At 71.8% G+C, this 19085-nt stretch carries 8 protein-coding genes and 1 pseudogene; 8 read left to right on the top strand and 1 reads right to left on the bottom strand.

Annotated elements, in window-relative coordinates:
- The first annotated feature begins 98 nt into the window (after positions 1–98).
- From lptF to AB8810_RS19740, 3 genes are read left to right on the top strand one after another with little or no spacing between them, the layout of a single operon-like run.
- Positions 99–1184, top strand: a complete 1086-nt coding sequence (gene lptF / locus AB8810_RS19750) for an LPS export ABC transporter permease LptF (protein WP_206256644.1) — start codon at positions 99–101, stop codon at positions 1182–1184.
- Positions 1181–2287, top strand: a complete 1107-nt coding sequence (gene lptG, locus AB8810_RS19745; RefSeq protein ID WP_369914623.1) for an LPS export ABC transporter permease LptG — start codon at positions 1181–1183, stop codon at positions 2285–2287. The genes lptF and lptG overlap by 4 nt, the downstream gene beginning before the upstream one ends.
- Positions 2288–2291: 4 nt before the next feature.
- Positions 2292–2594 carry a hypothetical protein gene (locus AB8810_RS19740; RefSeq protein WP_179568537.1) on the top strand — a complete coding sequence of 101 codons (303 nt, stop codon included), beginning with the start codon at positions 2292–2294 and terminating at the stop codon, positions 2592–2594.
- A gap of 67 nt (positions 2595–2661) precedes the next feature.
- Here the strand turns inward: AB8810_RS19740 and AB8810_RS19735 are convergent, their stop codons facing one another.
- Positions 2662–3141 (bottom strand): RDD family protein, encoded by a 480-nt coding sequence (locus AB8810_RS19735; RefSeq protein ID WP_369914622.1) that lies wholly within the window; start codon positions 3139–3141, stop codon positions 2662–2664.
- 187 nt (positions 3142–3328) lie between these two features.
- Between AB8810_RS19735 and xerD the strand changes: the two genes are divergently transcribed.
- The 5 genes and pseudogenes from xerD to AB8810_RS19710 all read left to right on the top strand — a co-directional run bounded on the left by xerD (position 3329) and on the right by AB8810_RS19710 (position 19030).
- Positions 3329–4303, top strand: coding sequence for a site-specific tyrosine recombinase XerD (gene xerD / locus AB8810_RS19730; protein WP_369914621.1), 975 nt, complete (start codon positions 3329–3331; stop codon positions 4301–4303).
- A gap of 126 nt (positions 4304–4429) precedes the next feature.
- Positions 4430–5236, top strand: coding sequence for a DsbC family protein (locus tag AB8810_RS19725; protein WP_191825443.1), 807 nt, complete (start codon positions 4430–4432; stop codon positions 5234–5236).
- Between the two features lie 211 nt (positions 5237–5447).
- Positions 5448–9527 (top strand): phosphoribosylformylglycinamidine synthase, encoded by a 4080-nt coding sequence (gene purL / locus AB8810_RS19720; protein WP_369914620.1) that lies wholly within the window; start codon positions 5448–5450, stop codon positions 9525–9527.
- Positions 9528–10753: 1226 nt separating this feature from the next.
- Positions 10754–13078: pseudogene (locus AB8810_RS19715) on the top strand (ESPR-type extended signal peptide-containing protein); the annotation flags it as partial.
- A complete protein-coding gene (locus AB8810_RS19710; RefSeq protein ID WP_369916689.1) occupies positions 13067–19030 on the top strand; it encodes a hypothetical protein in 5964 nt (1987 codons plus the stop codon). The pseudogene AB8810_RS19715 and the gene AB8810_RS19710, both read left to right, overlap by 12 nt.
- Positions 19031–19085: the final 55 nt, after the last annotated feature.

Raw genomic sequence — 19085 nt, 5'->3', positions numbered from 1 at the left:
CCGTTGGCAAATCCGTACAATCGCGGGCTGTTTACGTCCAGCCGGGTTAGGCTGGCTCCGCCGCGAACGAATCCGAGAGTTTAAATCAACCCACCCCCATGCCGAAGCTCGATCGATACCTGCTGCGCGATTTCATCCAGAGCTTCTTGGCGACCCTCATCGTGTTGCTGGTGGTCAGTGTCGGCGGCGTGCTGGTCGACATCCTGGGCAACATCGCCGATGGCCGCATCCCGGCCAAGTTGCTGTTTTCCCAGTTGGGCCTGCAGTTCGTGGTGTATTTGCCGCTGATCCTGCCGCTGGCGCTGATGCTGGGCCTGCTGCTGGCGCTGGCGCGGCTGTACCGCGACTCGGAAATGGCGGTGATCACCGCCATCGGCGTCGGCCCGCGGCGCCTGCTGCGGCCGATCCTGATGCTGGTGGTGCCGGTGGTGGCCCTGGTCGGACTGTGCTCGCTGTGGCTGGGCCCCTGGGCCGACCGCACCTCCGACCGGCTGATCGACGAGGCCAACCGCAGCCTGCTGATGGCCGGGCTGGAGGCCGGGCGCTTCACCCCGCTGTCCGACGGCGGCATCGTCTACATCAGCACCCTGTCCGGCGACGGCACCAAGCTGGGCAAGGTGTTCATGCAGCGGCAGAAGGACGACCGCCTGGACGTGGTCACCGCGCAGCGCGGCGCGATGTTCTTCGAGGGCAAGGCCGACCGTTACCTGCGCCTGGAGGACGGCTACCGCGTGGAAGGGCCGCTGGCCGGCGACGGCATGGACTACCGGCTGATGCGCTACGTGAGCAACGACGTGGCCCTGCCGGACCGCGATGAGGCGCGCAAGGACGACGATCCGGAACTGCTGCCCACCGCCAAGCTGATCGGCGACCCGCGGCCGCAGGCCAATGCGCAACTGCACGCGCGCATCGCCCCGCCGCTGCTGGCGCTGGCCTTCGCCCTGCTGACCCTGCCGCTATCGCGCAGTTCGCCGCGGCAGCAGCGCTACGGCCGGATCATGCTGGCGTTCCTGGCCTACCTGGTCGGCACCAACCTGATGTTCATCGGCACCCAGTGGCTGAGCACCGACAAGCTGCCGCGCGCGCTGGGCCTGTGGTGGCTGACCGTGCCGCTGCTGGTGCTGGCGGTGTGGACCTATCTGCGCGACGGCCAGCTGTCGCGGCCGCGGAGGCAGGCGGCATGAGGCTGCGTCCCAACCTGCACGACGTCTACGTCGGCCGCGCCGTGCTCGGCACCGTCCTGCTGACCTGGGCGGTGCTGCTCGGGCTCGACGTGATCATGGCCTTGTCCAACGAATTCAAGGACATCGGCAAGGGCAGCTACAGCCTCGGCCACGCCGTGGCGTTCGTCGCCTACACCGTGCCGCGGCGCGCCTACACCCTGTTCCCGACCGGCGCGGTGATCGGCGTGCTGATGGGCCTGGGGCAGCTGGCGGCCACCTCCGAACTGACCGCGCTGCGCGCGCTGGGCCTGTCGCGGCCGCGGCTGAGCGTGGCCGCGGCGGCGACGATGCTGCTGCTGACCGTGGCGATGGTGTTCAGCGGCGAGACCCTGGCGCCGTGGGCGCAGAACCAGGCCGACACGATCAAGGCCAACGCCAAGTACAACGGCAACATGAGCATGGCCCGCTACTCCGGGGTGTGGGCGCGCGAGGGCGACACCTTCCTCAACGCGCAGGCCGGCGAGGAACACCTGGAAGGCAGCGGCGGCACCTGGCTGGAGCTGCGCGACGTGCGCCTGTACACGCTGGACCAGGCCGGGCGCCTGGCCTCGCTGACCCACGCCACCACCGCCGAGCACCGCAGCAGCGGCTGGACCCTGAAGCAGGCCTACCGCGACACCTTCGCCGAGCGTTCGGTGCAGCGCGAGAAGTTCGACAGCCTGCCGTGGGCCTCGCGGCTGGACGCCGCGGCGCTGGCCTCGGGCCTGGCCAAGCCGCGCAACCTGTCCGCGCACGACCTGCACACCAGCATCGAGTACCGGCGCCGCAACGGCCTGGACGCGCGCGACTACGAGGACCAGTACTGGAGCCGCTGGTTCTATCCGGTCAACGTGCTGGCGCTGTGCTTCGCCGCGATCCCGTTCGCGTTCGGCGCGCTGCGCAGCGGCGGCATGGGCAAGCGCCTGTTCCTGGGCATCCTGTTCGCGCTGGTGTTCTGGCTGCTGCAGCTGTTCTTCGGGCGCATGGCCGGCGCGCTCAAGTTCGACTACCGCATCGCCTACGCGTTGCCGCCGCTGGTGATGCTGACCGTGTCGTGGCTGTTGTTCCGCAAGCGCAGCAGTTGAGTCGATGCGCCGGTTGAGCCTGCTCGGGGTGGGCCTGTGCCTGCTGTATGCAGTGCCGACCGCGTTGTGCGTGTGGGGTGCCCAGGGTGCCGACGACAAAGGGCACTTCGTGTTGCTGCAACTGCCGTTGACCCCGCAGTTGCTGGTGCTGGATGCGCTGGGGGCCGACGCGTGGTTGCGCGGCATGTCCTGGATTGCCGGTTACGTGTTGCTGGTGCCGCCGCTGCTGCTATTGCTGTATTTGGCGGGACATCTGCTGGGGGCGACATTGCGCCGCATCGCGATACGCCTTGCGCGACCGGGCTGAGCGGAGCGCCTTGCGCCGCAGGGCATTGACGCGGCAATCGGGTTCGCCGCCTGCCCATCCGCTGCGGTCAGGGCGTTTGCTTCGGCAGTCGAACCAGCCGCGTGCCGCTGGCGCGGTCGTGCCACGTCAACCGGTCGCGATCGAACAGCGCCCACCAGAACCCCAGCCCGCCCAGCAGCAGCGACAGCGTGCCGACCAGGTAGCGCCGCCACAGCGCGCCCCAGCTCGGCGTGCCGCCATCGGCGCCATGCAGGCGCAGCCGCCACGGGCGCATGCCCAGGGTCTGGCCGCCGCGGCGCCAGCTCAGCGTCGCGTACAGCCCGGCGGCCAGCCAGCAGCACAGCCACAGCAGCCACTGCAAGGCGCTGAACGGGGCGATGTTCTCGCGCGGCGCGTGGCCTTCGAGCGTGTAGCCGAGGGTGAACAGCGCGGAGATCGCGAACCACAGCGCCAATACCGGCCAGGCATCGTAGAACAGCGCCAGCAGCCGCCACGGCAGCAGCGCGCGCGGACGGGAAGCGGTGGCGGTGGAGGACGCGGCGGTCATCGCCACAGCTTAGCGGCAGGGCCACCAACCCGTCACCGGCTCGCGCCGCCAACGCCTTGTGTCGCGCCAAGTCGGCGCTAGGCTTTTCCCGAATCCCGAATCCCGAATCCCGAATCCCGAATCCCGAATCCCAAGTCCCAAGTCCCAAGTCCCAAGTCCCGAGTCCCGAGTCCCGTAAGCTCTCCCGATGCCCGAACTCCGCACCCCCGCCGAACGCCGCCAGCAGGCGCAGCGGCTCGCCCCGCTGCGCGATGCCGATGCCGCCGCGATCCAGCAGTTCCTGGACACGGCCTGGGCCGAGCAGGGCCTGGCGCGGCAGAGCCTGGACAGCTACCGGCGCGACCTGGAGGGCTTCGCGCGCTGGCGCGACGGCGCCGGCGGCGGCCTGACCGGCGCCGATCGCCAGGCCTTGTTCGACTACCTGGCCTGGCGTGCCCGCATGGGCTATTCGCAGCGCAGCAACGCACGCTGGCTGTCGTCGCTGCGCGCGTTCTTCGCCTTGCGCCTGCGCCGCGGCGAGCGCGGCGACGATCCGACCGCACTGCTGGACCCGCCCAAGCTGCCGCGCTCCCTGCCCAAGGCCTTGGCCGAGAGCCAGATCGACGCGCTGCTGGCGACCCCGGACGACAGCGCCCCGGCCGGCCTGCGCGACCGCGCCATGCTCGAGCTGATGTACGCCGCGGGGCTGCGCGTCAGCGAACTGGTGAACCTGCCGGCGAACGCGGTGAACCTGCGCCAGGGCGTGCTGCGGGTCACCGGCAAGGGCAGCAAGGAACGCCTGGTGCCGCTGGGCGAGGAATCGCAGCACTGGCTGCAGCGCTACCTGGACACGGCGCGGCCGGCGTTGGCGGCGGGGCAGGCGGTGCCGGCCAGCGACGGCACCGTGCCGATGTTCATCGATGCGGCGCGGCGTCCGCTGAGCCGGCAGCAGTTCTGGGGCCTGGTCAAGCGCTATGCGGCGCTGGCCGGCATCGACCCGGTCTCGGTCAGCCCGCACGGCCTGCGCCACAGCTTCGCCACCCACCTGCTCAACCGCGGCGCCGACCTGCGCGCGCTGCAGATGCTGCTCGGGCACAGCTCGCTGTCCACCACCCAGATCTACACCCTGGTGGCGCGCGAACACCTGCAGAAACTGCACAGCAAGCACCATCCGCGCGGCTGAGGCGCCCCGGGCGGTGCCCGCGTCCGCTTGCGCTTGCCGCGTCCAGGGCCGGCTCAGCCTGTCTACATGGAGCGGACCAATCGGTATGCGACAATCCAGCCGATTCGCAGCCCTCATGGATAGCCAATGCTCCGTTTTGCTCTTTTTGCGCTGCTGGGCGCCACGTCCCTTTCCGCCTGCGCGCAGCCGGCTTCGCCTACCGGTGCCGGCGCCGCCCCCGCCAAGCCGGCCGCCGCTCCCGCCGGCACCCCGGGCGACCAGCGCGTGCGTGCGGCGCTGCTGCAGCTGGATCCGAACTTCAAGCCCGACTTCATCGGCGCCGCGCCGTTCCCGGGTTTCCGCGAAGTGGTGGTCGGCGGGCAGGTGCTGTACGTGTCCGACGATGGCCGCTACCTGTTCCAGGCGCAGCCGTTCGACATCCAGGAAAGGCAGTTCGCCTCTAGCGAGGGCCTGCTGAACTACCGCCGCAAGCTGCTGGAGTCCGCGCCGCGCACCGAGCGCATCGTGTTCGCCCCGGCCAACCCGAAGTACACCATCAGCGTGTTCACCGACATCGAGTGCGGCTACTGCCGCAAGCTGCACAGCCAGATCGCCGAGCTCAACAAGCAGGGCATCGCGGTGGAGTACCTGGCGTTCCCGCGCATGGGCCTGGGCAGCCAGGACTACAAGGACATGGTCGCGGTGTGGTGTGCGGCCGACAAGAAGAAGGCGCTGACCGAGGCCAAGGCCAACGGCAAGGTGCCGAGCGCGGCCAACTGCAAGAACCCGGTGACCATGCAGTACAACCTGGGCCAGCGCCTGGGCGTCAACGGCACCCCGGCGATCTTCGCTCCGGACGGCACCCAGCTCGGCGGCTACCTGCCGCCGGCGCAGCTGCGCGAGGCGCTGGACAAGCGTGCGGCCGAGGCGGGTCGGGCGGGGGGCGGTCGCTAAGCGGCCGGGATTGGGCCTTCGGGATTGGGGATTCGCAAACGCGCGTCCCCGGCATGCGAGCGTTGCCGCGGGCATTCGCATCGTGTGCGTTAGTTATTGATTTTCTGGGAATTTCCCCGGCCGCCGAAAACAGCTTTTGCGAGTCCCGAGTCCCCGGTCCCGAGTCCCGGCTACACTACGCAGCCCGTTTACCTCACACGGTTCCCCGGACATGATCGTCCTCGAGGGCGCTTCCGCCCTTTCGCCGTTCCGTCGCGCTCGGCTCGAAACCCGCCTGCAATCCGTCGTTCCCGGTCTGCGCATCGCAGGCGCCTGGCACGTCTACTTCATCGACAGCGACGCCGACGGCGCGGTGGATACCGCCGCCGCGCAGCGCATCCTGCAGGCGCAGGACGCGCCGATCGCGGCCGAGGCCGGCACCTGCTCGCGCTACGTAGTGCCGCGGCTGGGCACGCGCTCGCCGTGGTCGAGCAAGGCTACCGAGCTGGTGCGCGGCGCCGGCCTGGCGATCCGCCGCGTGGAGCGCGGCACCCGCCTGGACCTGGCCGGCTGGCCGGACGACGCCAGCCAGCAGGCGGCGCTGGCCAAGTTGCTGCACGACCCGATGACCCAGTCGCTGCTGGACGGCGCGGCGCAGGCGCAGGCGCTGTTCCAGGCGCCGGCGCGCGGCGACGTCGAGCGCATCGCGCTGGACCAGCTGGAAGCGGCCAACGCGCGGCTGGGCCTGGCCCTGGCGCAGGACGAGATCGACTACCTGCGCCAGCGCTTCGGCGAACTCGGCCGCGATCCGGCCGACGTCGAGCTGATGATGTTCGCGCAGGCCAATTCCGAGCACTGCCGGCACAAGATCTTCAACGCCAGCTGGAGCATCGACGGCAAGGAGCAGGACCGCTCGCTGTTCCGGATGATCAAGCACACCCACCAGCAGACCCCGCAGCACACGCTCAGCGCGTACAGCGACAATGCGGCGGTGGTGGAAGGGCAGCCGGCCGCGCGCTACCGCCCGGACCCGGCCAGCGGCGAATACCGCAGCGAGGCGGTGACGCCGTCGGCGTTCTGCATCAAGGTCGAGACCCACAACCACCCGACCGCGATCGCGCCGTTCCCGGGCGCCTCCACCGGCGCCGGCGGCGAGATCCGCGACGAGGGCGCCACCGGCCGCGGCGGCAAGCCCAAGGCCGGCCTGACCGGCTTCAGCGTCTCGCACCTGCGCATCCCGACCCTGCCGCAGCCGTGGGAGGGCGAGCGCCCGTTGAACCCGCGCATGGCCCCGGCGCTGGAGATCATGCTCGAGGCCCCGCTCGGCGGCGCCGCGTTCAACAACGAATTCGGCCGGCCCAACCTGCTCGGCTATTTCCGCAGCTTCGAGCTGCCCGAGGCGCAGGACCTGACCCGCGCCTACGACAAGCCGATCATGCTCGCCGGCGGCCTCGGCGCGATCGACCGCATCCAGGTCGAGAAGATCCGCCTGCAGCCGGGCGATGCGGTGATCGTGCTCGGCGGCCCGGCGATGCTGATCGGCCTGGGCGGCGGCGCGGCCAGTTCGGTGGCCTCCGGCGACAGCGCCGAGGACCTGGATTTCGCCAGCGTGCAGCGCGACAACCCGGAGATGGAGCGGCGCGTGCAGGAGGTCATCGACCGCTGCGTGGCGCTGGGCGCGGACAATCCGATCCGCTGGTTCCACGACGTCGGCGCCGGCGGCCTGTCCAACGCCATTCCCGAGTTGCTGCACGACTCGGGCGTGGGCGGCATCGTCGACCTGGACCGCGTGCCCAGCGACGACCCGTCGCTGTCGCCGATGCAGCTGTGGTGCAACGAATCGCAGGAACGCTACGTGCTCGGCGTGCCGCAGGCGCGCCTGGCCGAATTCGCCGCGATCTGCGAACGCGAGCGCTGTCCGTTCGCCGCGGTCGGCGTGGCGACCGCCGAGGAACGGCTCATCGTGGGCTATGGCGTCTTCGACGGCGGGAATGGGGAATCGGGAATCGGGAATGGTGAAAAGCCAGCCCATCCCGCTTCTACCCATTCCCCATTCCCCATTCCCCATTCCCAGCATCCAATCGACCTGCCGATGGACGTGCTGTTCGGCAAGCCGCCGAAGATGCACCGCGATGCGCGGCAGCCGCCGGCGCCGCGCTGGCCGGAGCTGGATACCGACACGCTGGACCTGCGCGAGGCCGGGTTGCGCGTGCTGGCGCATCCGGCGGTGGCGGCGAAGAGTTTCCTGGTCACGATCGGCGACCGCAGTGTCGGCGGCCTGACCGCACGCGAGCAGATGATCGGTCCGTGGCAGCTGCCGCTGGCCGATTGCGCGATCACCCTGGCCGGGTTCGATACCTACGCCGGCGAAGCGATGGCGATCGGCGAACGCACCCCGCTGGCGCTGCTCGATGCCGCTGCGGCGGCGCGCATGGCGGTCGGCGAGGCGATCACGAACCTGTGCGCCGCGCCGGTCGAGGCGCTGGACCAGGTCAAGCTGTCGGCGAACTGGATGGCCGCGGCCAACCACGCCGGCGAGGACGCGCGGCTGTACGCCGCGGTCAAGGCGGTGGGCATGGAACTGTGCCCGCAGCTGGACCTGAGCATTCCGGTCGGCAAGGATTCGTTGTCGATGCAGGCGCAGTGGGCAGTAGCCGGGATTCGGGATGGTCAGCCTGCGGCTGCCGAAGAGCGAGCGGCATTGGGGATTGGTGGAAGCGGGTCGACGGGCACGGACAGTGCTGTTGCCAATCCCGAATCCCCACTCCCCAATCCCGGCTCCACCGCCACCCACAAGTCGGTATCGCCCGTCTCCCTCATCGTCTCCGCGTTCGCCCCGGTAGCCGACGCGCGCGCGCAGCTGACGCCGTTGCTGGCGCGTGAGGCGGAGAGCGAGCTGTGGCTGATCGGGCTGGGCGGCGGCAAGCAGCGCCTGGGCGGGTCGGTGCTGGCGCAGGTGCATGCCGAGGGCGGCTTGCCGGCATTCGGCGGCGCGGTGCCGGACCTGGACGATGCGCAGCGCCTGCGCGCGTTCTTCGAACTGATCCGCGATGCGCGCGAGTCCGGCTTGCTGCTGGCCTACCACGACCGCAGCGACGGCGGCGCCTTCGCCACCCTGTGCGAGATGGCGTTCGCTTCGCGCCAGGGCCTGGAGATCAACCTCGATGCCTGGGGCGACGATCCGTTCCGCAGCCTGTTCAACGAGGAACTGGGCGCGGTGGTGCAGGTCGCCAACGAGGACCGCGCCGCGTTCGCCGATCTGATCGAGCGGCATGCGCTGACCGAGTGCGCGCAGCGCATCGCCCGTCCCAGCACCGCCGCGGTGGTGCGCGTGGGCCTGGCCGGCAAGACCCTGGTCGAGTGGCGCTGGGAAGAGCTGTTCGACGCGTGGTGGTCGGTGAGCCATGCCATGCAGAAGCTGCGCGACAACCCCGACAGCGCCGACGAGGAGCGCGCGGTGGCGCGCGATTTCGCCGCGCCCGGCCTGAGGCCGAAGCTGGCGTTCGACCCGGCCGAGGATGTGGGAGCGCCGTTCGTCGCCAGCGGGCAGCGGCCCAAGGTGGCGATCCTGCGCGAGCAGGGCGTCAACGGCCAGATCGAGATGGCCAACGCGTTCGAGCAGGCAGGCTTCCGCGCCTTCGACGTGCACATGAGCGACCTGATCGCCGGGCGCGTGGACCTGGCCGAGTTCGTCGGGCTGGCGGCCTGCGGCGGCTTCAGCTACGGCGACGTACTCGGCGCCGGCCGCGGCTGGGCCACCTCGATCCTGGAGCGGCCCGCGCTGCGCGATGCGTTCGCGGCGTTCTTCGCGCGCCCCGACACCTTCGCGCTGGGCGTGTGCAACGGCTGCCAGATGCTCAGCCAGCTCAAGGACATCATTCCCGGCGCCGAACACTGGCCGCGTTTCCTGCGTAACCGCAGCGAGCAGTTCGAGGCGCGTACCAGCCTGCTGGAAGTGGTGGAGTCGCCGTCGATCTTCCTGCGCGGCATGGCCGGCTCGCGGATCCCGGTGGCGGTGGCGCATGGCGAAGGCCGCGCCGAGTTCGACAATGCCGTGGACCAGGCCGCCGCGCGCGTGGCGCTGCGGTTCGTCGACGGCAACGGCGAGGTCGCGCAGCGCTATCCGCTGAACCCGAACGGCTCGCCCGACGGCATCACCGGCCTGACCAGCGACGACGGACAGGTGACGATCCTGATGCCGCATCCCGAGCGCACCCCGCGCGCGCTCAACCTCAGCTGGCATCCCGAGGGCTGGGTGGACGCTTCGCCGTGGCTGCGCATGTTCCGCAACGCGCGGGTGTGGGTGGGCTGAGAGCGCCCACCTGCCGCGTCCGCCGTCGGCGGGCGCGGCGGCATGGTGCAGGCGAGCACGCCCTGCGCCGGCCCGGCGCAGAAGGGCTATGCACTCAGCGGCTGTTCCTTCTCCCACCGGGAGCAGGTGGCCCGCAGGGCCGGATGAGGGTACGTGAGCAAGCCTCGTGCGCCCAAGTCCACGAGTCGCTTCGCGCCGGACCCTCACCCCAACCCCTCTCCCGGTGGGAGAGGGGCTATGCGTGCTCGGCTGTTTCCTTCTCCCTTCGGGACCATGGCCCCCTTTTCGGGAGAAGGTGCCCCGAAGGGGCGGATGAGGGTGCGGGCGTAGCCTCGTGCTCCCAAACGCCGCGAGACGCTTCGCGCCGGACCCTCACCCCAACCCCTCTCCCGGTGGGAGAGGGGCTAAAGCACACCGCGCCGTTCCCTTCTCCCCTCGGGACCATGGCCCCCTTTTCGGGAGAAGGTGCCCCGCAGGGGTGGATGAGGGGCCGGGCGCAGCCTCGTGCACCCAACTCCGCGAGTCGCTTCGCGCCGTACCCTCACCCCAACCCCTCTCCCGGTGGGAGAGGGGCTAAAGCACACCGCGGCCGTTCCCTTCTCCCGTCGGGACCATGGTCCCCTTTTCGGGGGAAGGTGCCCCCGCAGGGGCGGATGAGGGTACGGACGCAGCCTCGGCGAACCGTCAGAGCCGTGTCTCGTATCGCCGAGTGGCGGCCAGGCCGCTGCAGCCTGAAACCGGCTGAAGAAAACCTCGTTTCGCACCCCTCGATGGCGGACTGACCGCGGCCTTCCGCTGCCGGCCAACGGCTGCATTCTGCGCAGTTGCGCTTGTGCACGACGGAACACGGCCCTCGCCCTCAGGCCAGCGGCAAGCCTTCTCCGCCATCACCCCGATGCGCGTCAAACCCTTGGCGCAACAGCGAATGCCGCGCCGGCCCAATGTCAACGTATGGCAAGTGCCGTGCCGAGAATTTGGCGGAATGTCTTGTTTTGATTGAAATTTATCGAAATATTAACAATTAAGTTGTAAATCCGAGATCTCCATCCCTTGTCGTGCCGTTTTTAGTCAAAAACTTGACGTACTCAAGATACGGGGTTAACACTCCAGACAGTTCCGCATTTCGTCTTGGTTCATCAAGGCAGACGGGCAGCGACAGGCGCCAGCCTGTCGCGCTGCGAGTCAGGGATGCGGCGCATATACCGACAGGGGGTCGGCCGGCTGGAATGCCGGGCGAGGGTGGCTTTTTGACCAAAAACCAGCCTATTGAGGAGCAGTACTCGATGAATCGGATTTATCGCAAGGTCTGGAACAAGGCGTTGGGGATGTGGACCGTGGCCTCGGAACTGGCCAGCGGCGATTCCCGCGGCCAGCTCGTTCGCGAAGGCAGGGCTGGGCGCGCGCAGGGCCTGGCCTTGTCGGCCGCGATCGCCATGGCGCTGGGCGCCGGCGGATCCGTGCTGCCCTCGGCCGCACAGGCGCAGGCGCTGCAGATCGGCGACGGCGCCAGCGCCAGCGGCGACTACGCCACCGCGGTCGGCGCCGAAAGCAACGCCAGCGGCGAACAGAGCACCGCCACCGGCGCGGCCAGCAACGCCAGCGGCGACGGCAGCGTGGCCAGCGGCGCGCTCAGCGAAGCGAACGGCCTGGAATCCACTGCCCTCGGCTACTACAGCACCGCCACCGGCATCGGCGCGACCGCGCTCGGCGCCGAAAGCGTCGCCAACGGCACCGCCACCGCGGCGGTCGGCCTCGGCGCCACCGCCGATGCCGACTTCGCGACCGCGGTCGGCGGCTTCGCCACCGCGATCGGCTACAACAGCACCGCGCTCGGCAATGCCGCCGTGGCGCAGGGCGAGAACAGCGTGGCGCTGGGCGCCGATGCGCTCGCCGATCGCGACAACAGCGTGTCGGTCGGCAAGGCCGGCGGCGAACGCCAGATCACCAACGTCGCCGCCGGCAGCGAAGCCACCGATGCGGTCAACGTGGCCCAGCTCGACGCGGTCAAGCAGACCGCCGACACCACCGCCAAGTATTTCCAGTCCAGCGGCAGCGCCGACAGCGATGCCGGCGCCTACGTGGAAGGCGACAACGCACTGGCCGCCGGCGAAGCCGCCAATGCGATCGGCAACGGCAGCAGCGCGCTGGGCAGCGGCGCCACCAGCGTGGGCGGCAATGCCACCGCGGTGGGCAGCAACGCGACCGCGACGGGCGCTTCGGCGACCGCGGTCGGCGGTGCGCTGTCGATCGTCGACGAGAACGGCGAGGTGCTGCTGGAAGGCACCACCAGCGCCGCGGCGCAGGGCGCCAGCGCGTTCGGCGCCGGCGCGCAGGGCAACGGTGCGTTCTCCACCGCGCTCGGTACCGCCGCGCGCGCCGACGGCGTGCAGAGCACGGCCACCGGTTTCTCCGCCGAGGCCGGCGGCCTCGCCAGCACCGCGAACGGCGGCTTCAGCCAGGCCGGCGGCGATTTCGCCTCCGCGTTCGGTTACGGCGCCAACGCCAGCGGCGGCAGCGCCGTGGCGGTGGGCGAGTCGAGCCTGGCCAGCGGCGAATCCAGCACCGCGGTCGGCGGCAGCGTGCTCGGCTTTTTCGCCACCGAAGCGCAGGGCGAAGGCGGTTCGGCGTTCGGCGCCGGCGCCTGGGCCAACGGCGCGTTCTCCACCTCGATCGGCTGGCTGAGTTCGGCCGACGGCGACTCCAGCACCGCGCTCGGCGGCGCCTCCTGGGCGCAGGCCGAGGACTCCACCGCGCTGGGCTACGGCGCCAAGGCCGCGGCCGCCGGCAGCGTCGCGCTGGGCCAGGGCTCCACTGCCGATCGCGCCGACACGGTCTCGGTCGGCAGCGCCGGCAACGAGCGCCAGATCGCCAACGTCGCCGCCGGTACCGAGGGCACCGATGCGGTGAACCTGGACCAGCTCGATGCGGTCGCCAACGTCGCCGACACCACCGCGCGCCTGTTCTCCGCCAACGGCGAAGGCAGCGCGCTGGCGCAGGGCGAGGAGGCCACCGCCTCCGGTTCCAACGCGCTGGCCGACGGCGACTACGCCACCGCGCTGGGCTCCAGCAGCTTCGCCGGCGGCACCGCGGCGTCCGCGATCGGCAGCGGCGCGGTGGCCAACGGCCAGAACGCCAGCGCGCTTGGCGCCAACGCCACCGCCGACGGCGAGTCGGCGACCGCGATCGGCGGCGTCGCCACCGTGTACGAATACGACGAGAACGGCTTCATCGTCGGCAGCCGCGAGCAGACCACGCAGGCGCTGGGCACCGCGGCCACGGCGATCGGCGGCGGCGCGCAGGCGCTGGATCCGCTGAGCACCGCGGTCGGCACCGGCAGCTCGGCCAGCGGCGTGCAGAGTACCGCGCTGGGCTATCACGCGCAGACCTTCCAGGACGGCGCCACTGCGGTCGGCGGCCTGTCCGAAGTGTCCGGCGCGCTGGGCACGGCGGTGGGCTACGGCTCGCGCGCCGCGGGCGACTACGCCACCGCGACCGGCATCGGCGCGCGGGCGACCGCGACCAGTACCGTGGCGATGGGCATGAATGCCCTGGCCAGCGGCACCGACAGCGTCGCCATCGGCGGCGTCAGCACCGCCGCCGAAAGCGCCGGCAACAGCGTCGGCATCGCCGCGGCGACCGGCGTCGGCGGCGTCGCCCTGGGCGCGGGCGCGCAGAGCCAGGGCGACTACGCGATCGCGCTGGGCTACAACGCCAACGTGTTCCCGAACCTGGAGAACGGTACCGCCGACTCGGTGGCGATCGGCCACAGCGCCGGTTCGTTCGCGCCGCACACCGTCTCGCTCGGCGCCCATGCGCTGTCCGCGGGCGAGGGCGGAGTGGCGATCGGCCAGGCGTCCACCGCGTGGACCGCCAACAGCGTGGCCCTCGGCGCCGATGCGGTGACCTCGATGTTCCACGACAGCAGCACCGCGATCGGCGCCAACAGCGCGGCCAACGGCACCGACGCGACCGCGATCGGCTACGGCGCGCGGGTCAGCAGCTGGCTCGAGGACGCGCAGAACCGTTCCGCATCCAGCGCGGTCGCGCTCGGCGCGTATTCCTACGCGGACCGCGACAACAGCGTCTCGGTCGGCGACGTGGCCAGCGGCCTGACCCGGCAGATCACCAGCGTCGCCGCCGGTACCGAGGCCACCGACGCGGTCAACGTCGCGCAACTGCAGGCGGCGGGCAAGTACCTGCAGGCCAGCGCCGGCAACAGCGACGCCGGCGCCTATGTCGAAGGCGACGATGCGCTGGCCGCGGGCGAGGCGGCCAATGCCATCGGCAACGGCAGCACCGCGCTCGGCGGCGGTGCCGATGCGCTGAGCAGCGGCGCCACCGCGGTGGGCAGCGGCGCGGTCGCGGCGGGGCAGAACAGCGCCGCGTTCGGCACCAACGCGCAGGCCACCGGCCCGGCGGCGGTGGCCGTGGGCGGTGTGGCGGTCGACGAGAACGGCGACCCGCTGATCACCAACGGCGGGGTGGCGGTGGACACCGGCGCGACCAGCGCCGGCGTCGGCGGCACCGCGCTGGGCGCCAGCGCCGATGCCGGCGGCTTCGCCGCCTCGGCGGTAGGCGTGGGCGCCTACGCCAGCGGCGCGCAGGCCTCGGCTTTCGGCGCGGTGGCCAACGCCACCGGCGACTACGCCACCGCGGTCGGCACGCAGAGCGCGGCGACCGGCGCCAGCAGCGTCGCCGTCGGCGGTCCGGCCGACCTGATCCCGGGCCTGGGCCTGTTCGTGCAGACCCAGGCCAGCGGCGAGAGCGCGGCGGCGTTCGGTGCCGGCGCGATCGCCTCGGGCGACTACAGCCTCGCCAGCGGCAGCCTCAGCGAGGCCTCCGGCCTGGAAAGCACCGCGCTGGGCTACTTCGCCTATGCGCCGGGCGCCTTCGCCACGGCGCTCGGCGCCGAGTCCTGGGCCAGCGGCGCCAACAGCACCGCGATCGGCTACTACAGCACCGCGCTCGCCGCCGACAGCGTGGCGCTGGGTTCCAACTCGGTCGCGCGCCGCGCCAACACGGTATCGGTCGGCGATGTGGGCAGCGAACGGCAGATCGCCAACGTCGCTGCCGGCAGCCAGGCCACCGACGCGGTCAACGTGGCGCAGCTGGACGCGGTGAAGCAGACCGCCGAGACCACCGCCAAATTCTTCACCAGCAGCGGCAGCGGTACGGTCGGCGCCTACGCCGATGGCGAAGGCGCGGTCGCGGCAGGCGATGCGGCCAATGCCTACGGCAACGGCGCGGCCGCGTACGGCAGCGGCGCCGCCGCGATCGGCAGCGACGCGGTCGCGCTCGGCAACGGCAGCACCGCCGGCGGTACCGGCAGCACCGCGATCGGCGGCCAGGGCCAGGCCTTCGACCAGTACAACCAGCCGATCACCGATGCCGACGGCAACGCGCAGCTGATCGGCGCCAACGCCGGCGAGAATGCCACCGCCATCGGCGCCGGCGCCCAGGCCACCGGTGCGCTGGCAACCGCCACCGGCTACGGCGCACAGGCCACCGGCGACCACAGCACCGCCGGCGGCTACAAGGCGCGTGCGACCGGCAGCTACAGCCTGGCGCAGGGCGACAACGCCTGGGCCAGCGGCGACGACGCCAGCGCCAGCGGCGCCTATGCCTGGGCCACCGCCGACGGCGCGTCGGCGTTCGGCGCCTCGGCGTGGGCGACCGGCACCAATGCCTCGGCCTTCGGCACCGGTGCGTGGGCCAGCGGCAGCGGCGCCACCTCGATCGGCTTCAACAGCTGGGCACCGGGCCTCAGCGCCACCGCGGTGGGCCGCGGCGCGTTCGGCTACGGCAACTACAGCGTGGCGATGGGCTTCCAGGCGCTGGGCAACCAGGTCAACACGATCGCCCTGGGCACCAACAGCCTGGCCGATGCGGAAAGCGCGGTGGCGATCGGCGCCGGCAGCGAGGCGACCGCCTCCAACGCCGTGGCGCTGGGCGCAGGCTCGGTGGCCGATCGCGCCTACAGCGTGTCGGTCGGCAGCGCCGGCAACGAGCGCCAGATCACCAACGTCGCCGCCGGCACCGAAGCCACCGACGCGGTCAACGTCGCCCAGCTCGATGCGGTCAAGCAGGCGGCGGAAACCACCAGCAAGTACTTCCAGGCCAGCGGCAGCGACGCCAGCGATGCCGGCGCCTATGTCGAAGGCGACAATGCGCTGGCCGCCGGCGAGGCGGCCAATGCGATCGGCGACGGCAGCACCGCGCTGGGCGGCGGCGCCAACGCGCTGGCGGCCGGGGCCACCGCGATCGGCTTCAACGCGGTGTCCAGCGGCAGCGATGCGGTCGCGCTCGGCAGCGACAGCCAGGCGCTGGGCCAGGACAGCATCGCCATCGGCAACGGTGCGCTGGCCAGCGAGATCGGCGCCAGCGCCAGCGGTGCCGGTGCGCAGGCCAGCGGTACCTACTCCACTGCCACCGGCAGCGAGGCGGTGGCGTCGGACAACCAGGCCACCGCCACCGGTTTCCGCAGCAGTGCCTCGAACATCGGCGCCACCGCGCTCGGCGGCTACAGCGAAGCCAGCGGCTACCTGTCCTCGGCGCTGGGCTATGGCGCGCTCGCCGCCGGCGACTACGGCACCGCGGTCGGCGTCGCCTCCACCGCCTCCGGCACCAGCAGCGTGGCGGTGGGCGAGTACAGCGTGGCATCCGGCGAGGAGAGCGTCGCGGTCGGCGGCACCTCGTTCTTCGGGCTGATTCCGGCCGAAGCCTCCGGTGCCAATTCGTCGGCGTTCGGCGCCGGCGCCGGCGCCACCGCCGACTTCAGCACCGCCATCGGCAGCCTGGCCTACGCCAGCGCCGCCGATTCCAGCGCCTTCGGCTACGGCGCCTATGCGTCCGCCAGCAACAGCGTGGCGCTGGGCGCGCTGTCCGAGGCCGACCGCGACAACACCGTGTCGGTGGGCAGCGTCGGCAGCGAGCGGCAGATCGCCAACGTCGCCGCCGGTACCGAAGCCACCGATGCGGTCAACGTCGCGCAGCTGGATGCGGTCAAGCAGTCCGCCGATGCCACCGGCAAGCAGTTCAAGGCCAGCGGCGGCGCAGAGCCGGCCGACGACGTCGGCAGCTATGTCGAAGGCAACTACGCCACCGCCGCTGGCGAGGCGTCCAACGCCTTCGGCACCGGCGCCTCGGCGTTCGGCAGCGGCGCGCTGGCCGGCGCGCAGTACGCCACCGCGTCCGGCTACAACGCCACCGCCACCGGCGAGTCCAGCACCGCGATCGGCGGTTCGCTGTACTACACCGACGACGCCGGCAACGTGCTGCTCGACGGCACCACCACCGCCAGCGACGTCGGCGCCACCGCGCTCGGTGCGGGCGCGCAGGCCACCGCCGCGTTCAGCAGCGCCAGCGGCGCCGGCGCTACCGCTGCCGGCCTGCAGTCCACCGCCAACGGCTACAAGGCCGAAGCCACGACCGACTACAGCACCGCGGTCGGTGCGTTCAGCAGCGCCAGCGGCACCCGCACCAGCGCCTTCGGCTACGGCGCCGAGGCGGCGGGCGACTACGCCTCGGCACTGGGCTGGGGCAGCACCGCGTCCGGCGCGTATGCGTCGGCGCTGGGCTACAGCTCGCGCGCCACCGGCGAGGATGCGACCGCGCTCGGCGCGTCGGCCTGGGCCACCGCGGCGCAGACCACCGCGGTGGGCCAGTTCGCCTGGGCCACCGCGCAGGGCGGCACCGCGATCGGCCAGGATGCCTATGCCTACAGCGGCATCAACGCCACCGCGCTGGGCACCAGCGCCTGGGCCAGCGGCAGCAACAGCGTCGCGCTGGGCGCCGGTTCGCGCGCCAGCGAGGCCAACGTGGTGTCGGTGGGCGGCGGCAACGGCGTCAGCGCGCCGGCCACGCGTCGCATCACCAACGTCGGCGCGGCGGTCAACGCCACCGATGCGGTGAACAAGACGCAGCTCGATGCGGTGGCGGCGGCCGCCGGCGAAACCAGCGCCAACTTCCAGAGCTCGGGCAGCGGCGTGGCCAGCGCCAGCGGCGTGAACAGCACCGCGGCCGGTGCCGGCGCCACGGCCAGCGGCCTGCGCAGCACCGCGCTGGGCGTGGACAGCCTCGCCAGCGGCGCCGGCGCGACTGCGTCGGGCGCCAGCAGTTCGGCCAGCGGCGCGCGCAGCACCGCCGTCGGCCTGCAGACCAATGCGATCGGCGAGAACGGCGTGGCGCTGGGCTACAACAGCTTCGTCCGCAACAGCGGCAGCAACGGCGTGGCGATCGGCGCCAATGCCGGCGTGTCGGCCGACAACGCGGTCGCGCTGGGCGCCGGTTCGCGCGTCTACGAGGCCGACACGGTGTCGCTGGGCAGCGGCAACGGCCGCGGCGGCCCGGCCACGCGGCGTATCGTCAATCTGACCGCGGGCAGCGTCGCCGCCGGCAGCACCGAGGCGATCAACGGCAGCCAGCTGTACCAGTCGCTGAGCAACATGGCCACGTTCCTCGGCGGCGGCGCCGGACTCGGCGCGCAAGGCCTGTTCGTGGCGCCGACCTACGTGATCCAGGGCGCCAGCTACAGCAACGTCGGCGATGCGCTGGCGGCGCTGGACGGCAAGGTCAGCGAACTGGATGCGCGCAGTGGCGGTACCGCCAGCGTGGCACGCAATGCGCGTGTCGCCAGCGTGGCGTCGGTGGCCGAGCCGGAGTCGACCGTGGCCAGCGCGCAGGCGGTGTCCGAGTCGGCGACCGTGTCCGGCACCGCGTCCACCGCGCAGGTCGGCGAGACGGCCGTGGCCGATGCGGGGACGAGCGCGACGGCGGTCGGCACCGCGGCGCGCGCCAATGACGTCACCGGCACCGCGATCGGCGGCAGCGCCTATGCGCACGGCCCCAACGACACCGCGATCGGCAGCAACGCCAAGGTCAACGCCGACGGCAGCACCGCGGTGGGCGCCAACAGCCACATCGCCGCGGTGGCGACCAATGCGGTGGCGATGGGCGAGGGCGCCAGCGTCACTGCGGCCTCGGGCACCGCGCTCGGCCAGGGCGCCAGCGCCACGGCGCAGGGGGCGGTCGCGCTGGGCCAGGGCTCGGTCGCCGACCGCGCCAACACGGTGTCGGTGGGCAGCGCCGGCAACGAGCGCCAGGTCGCCAACGTTGCCGCCGGCACCCAGGCTACCGATGCGGTCAACAAGAGCCAGCTCGACAGCGGCGTCGCCACCGCCAAGTCGTACACCGACACGCGCTTCAACACGATGGCCGACAGCTTCGACGTGCTGCGCGGCGACGTCGATGCGCGGTTGCGCGACCAGGATCGCCGCATCGACCGGCAGGGCGCGATGAGCGCGGCGATGCTCAACATGGCCACCAGCGCGGCGGGCATCCGCACCCAGAACCGGGTCGGTGCCGGCGTCGGTTTCCAGAACGGCGAGTCGGCGCTGTCGGTGGGCTACCAGCGCGCCTTCAGCGAGCGCGCCACGCTGACCATCGGCGGCGCGTTCAGCGGCGACGACAGCTCGGTCGGCATCGGCGCCGGCTTCGGCTGGTGAGCCATCGCGGACGGCGGCGCGCGCCGCCGTCCGCCCACGCAATGGCCTGAGGGGG

The sequence above is a fragment of the Xanthomonas sp. NCPPB 3005 genome (assembly GCF_041228095.2).
Lineage (GTDB): Bacteria > Pseudomonadota > Gammaproteobacteria > Xanthomonadales > Xanthomonadaceae > Xanthomonas_A > Xanthomonas_A bonasiae.
The sequence above is the reverse complement of the archived record's forward strand: the minus strand, read 5'-3'. Positions and strand labels throughout refer to the sequence as shown.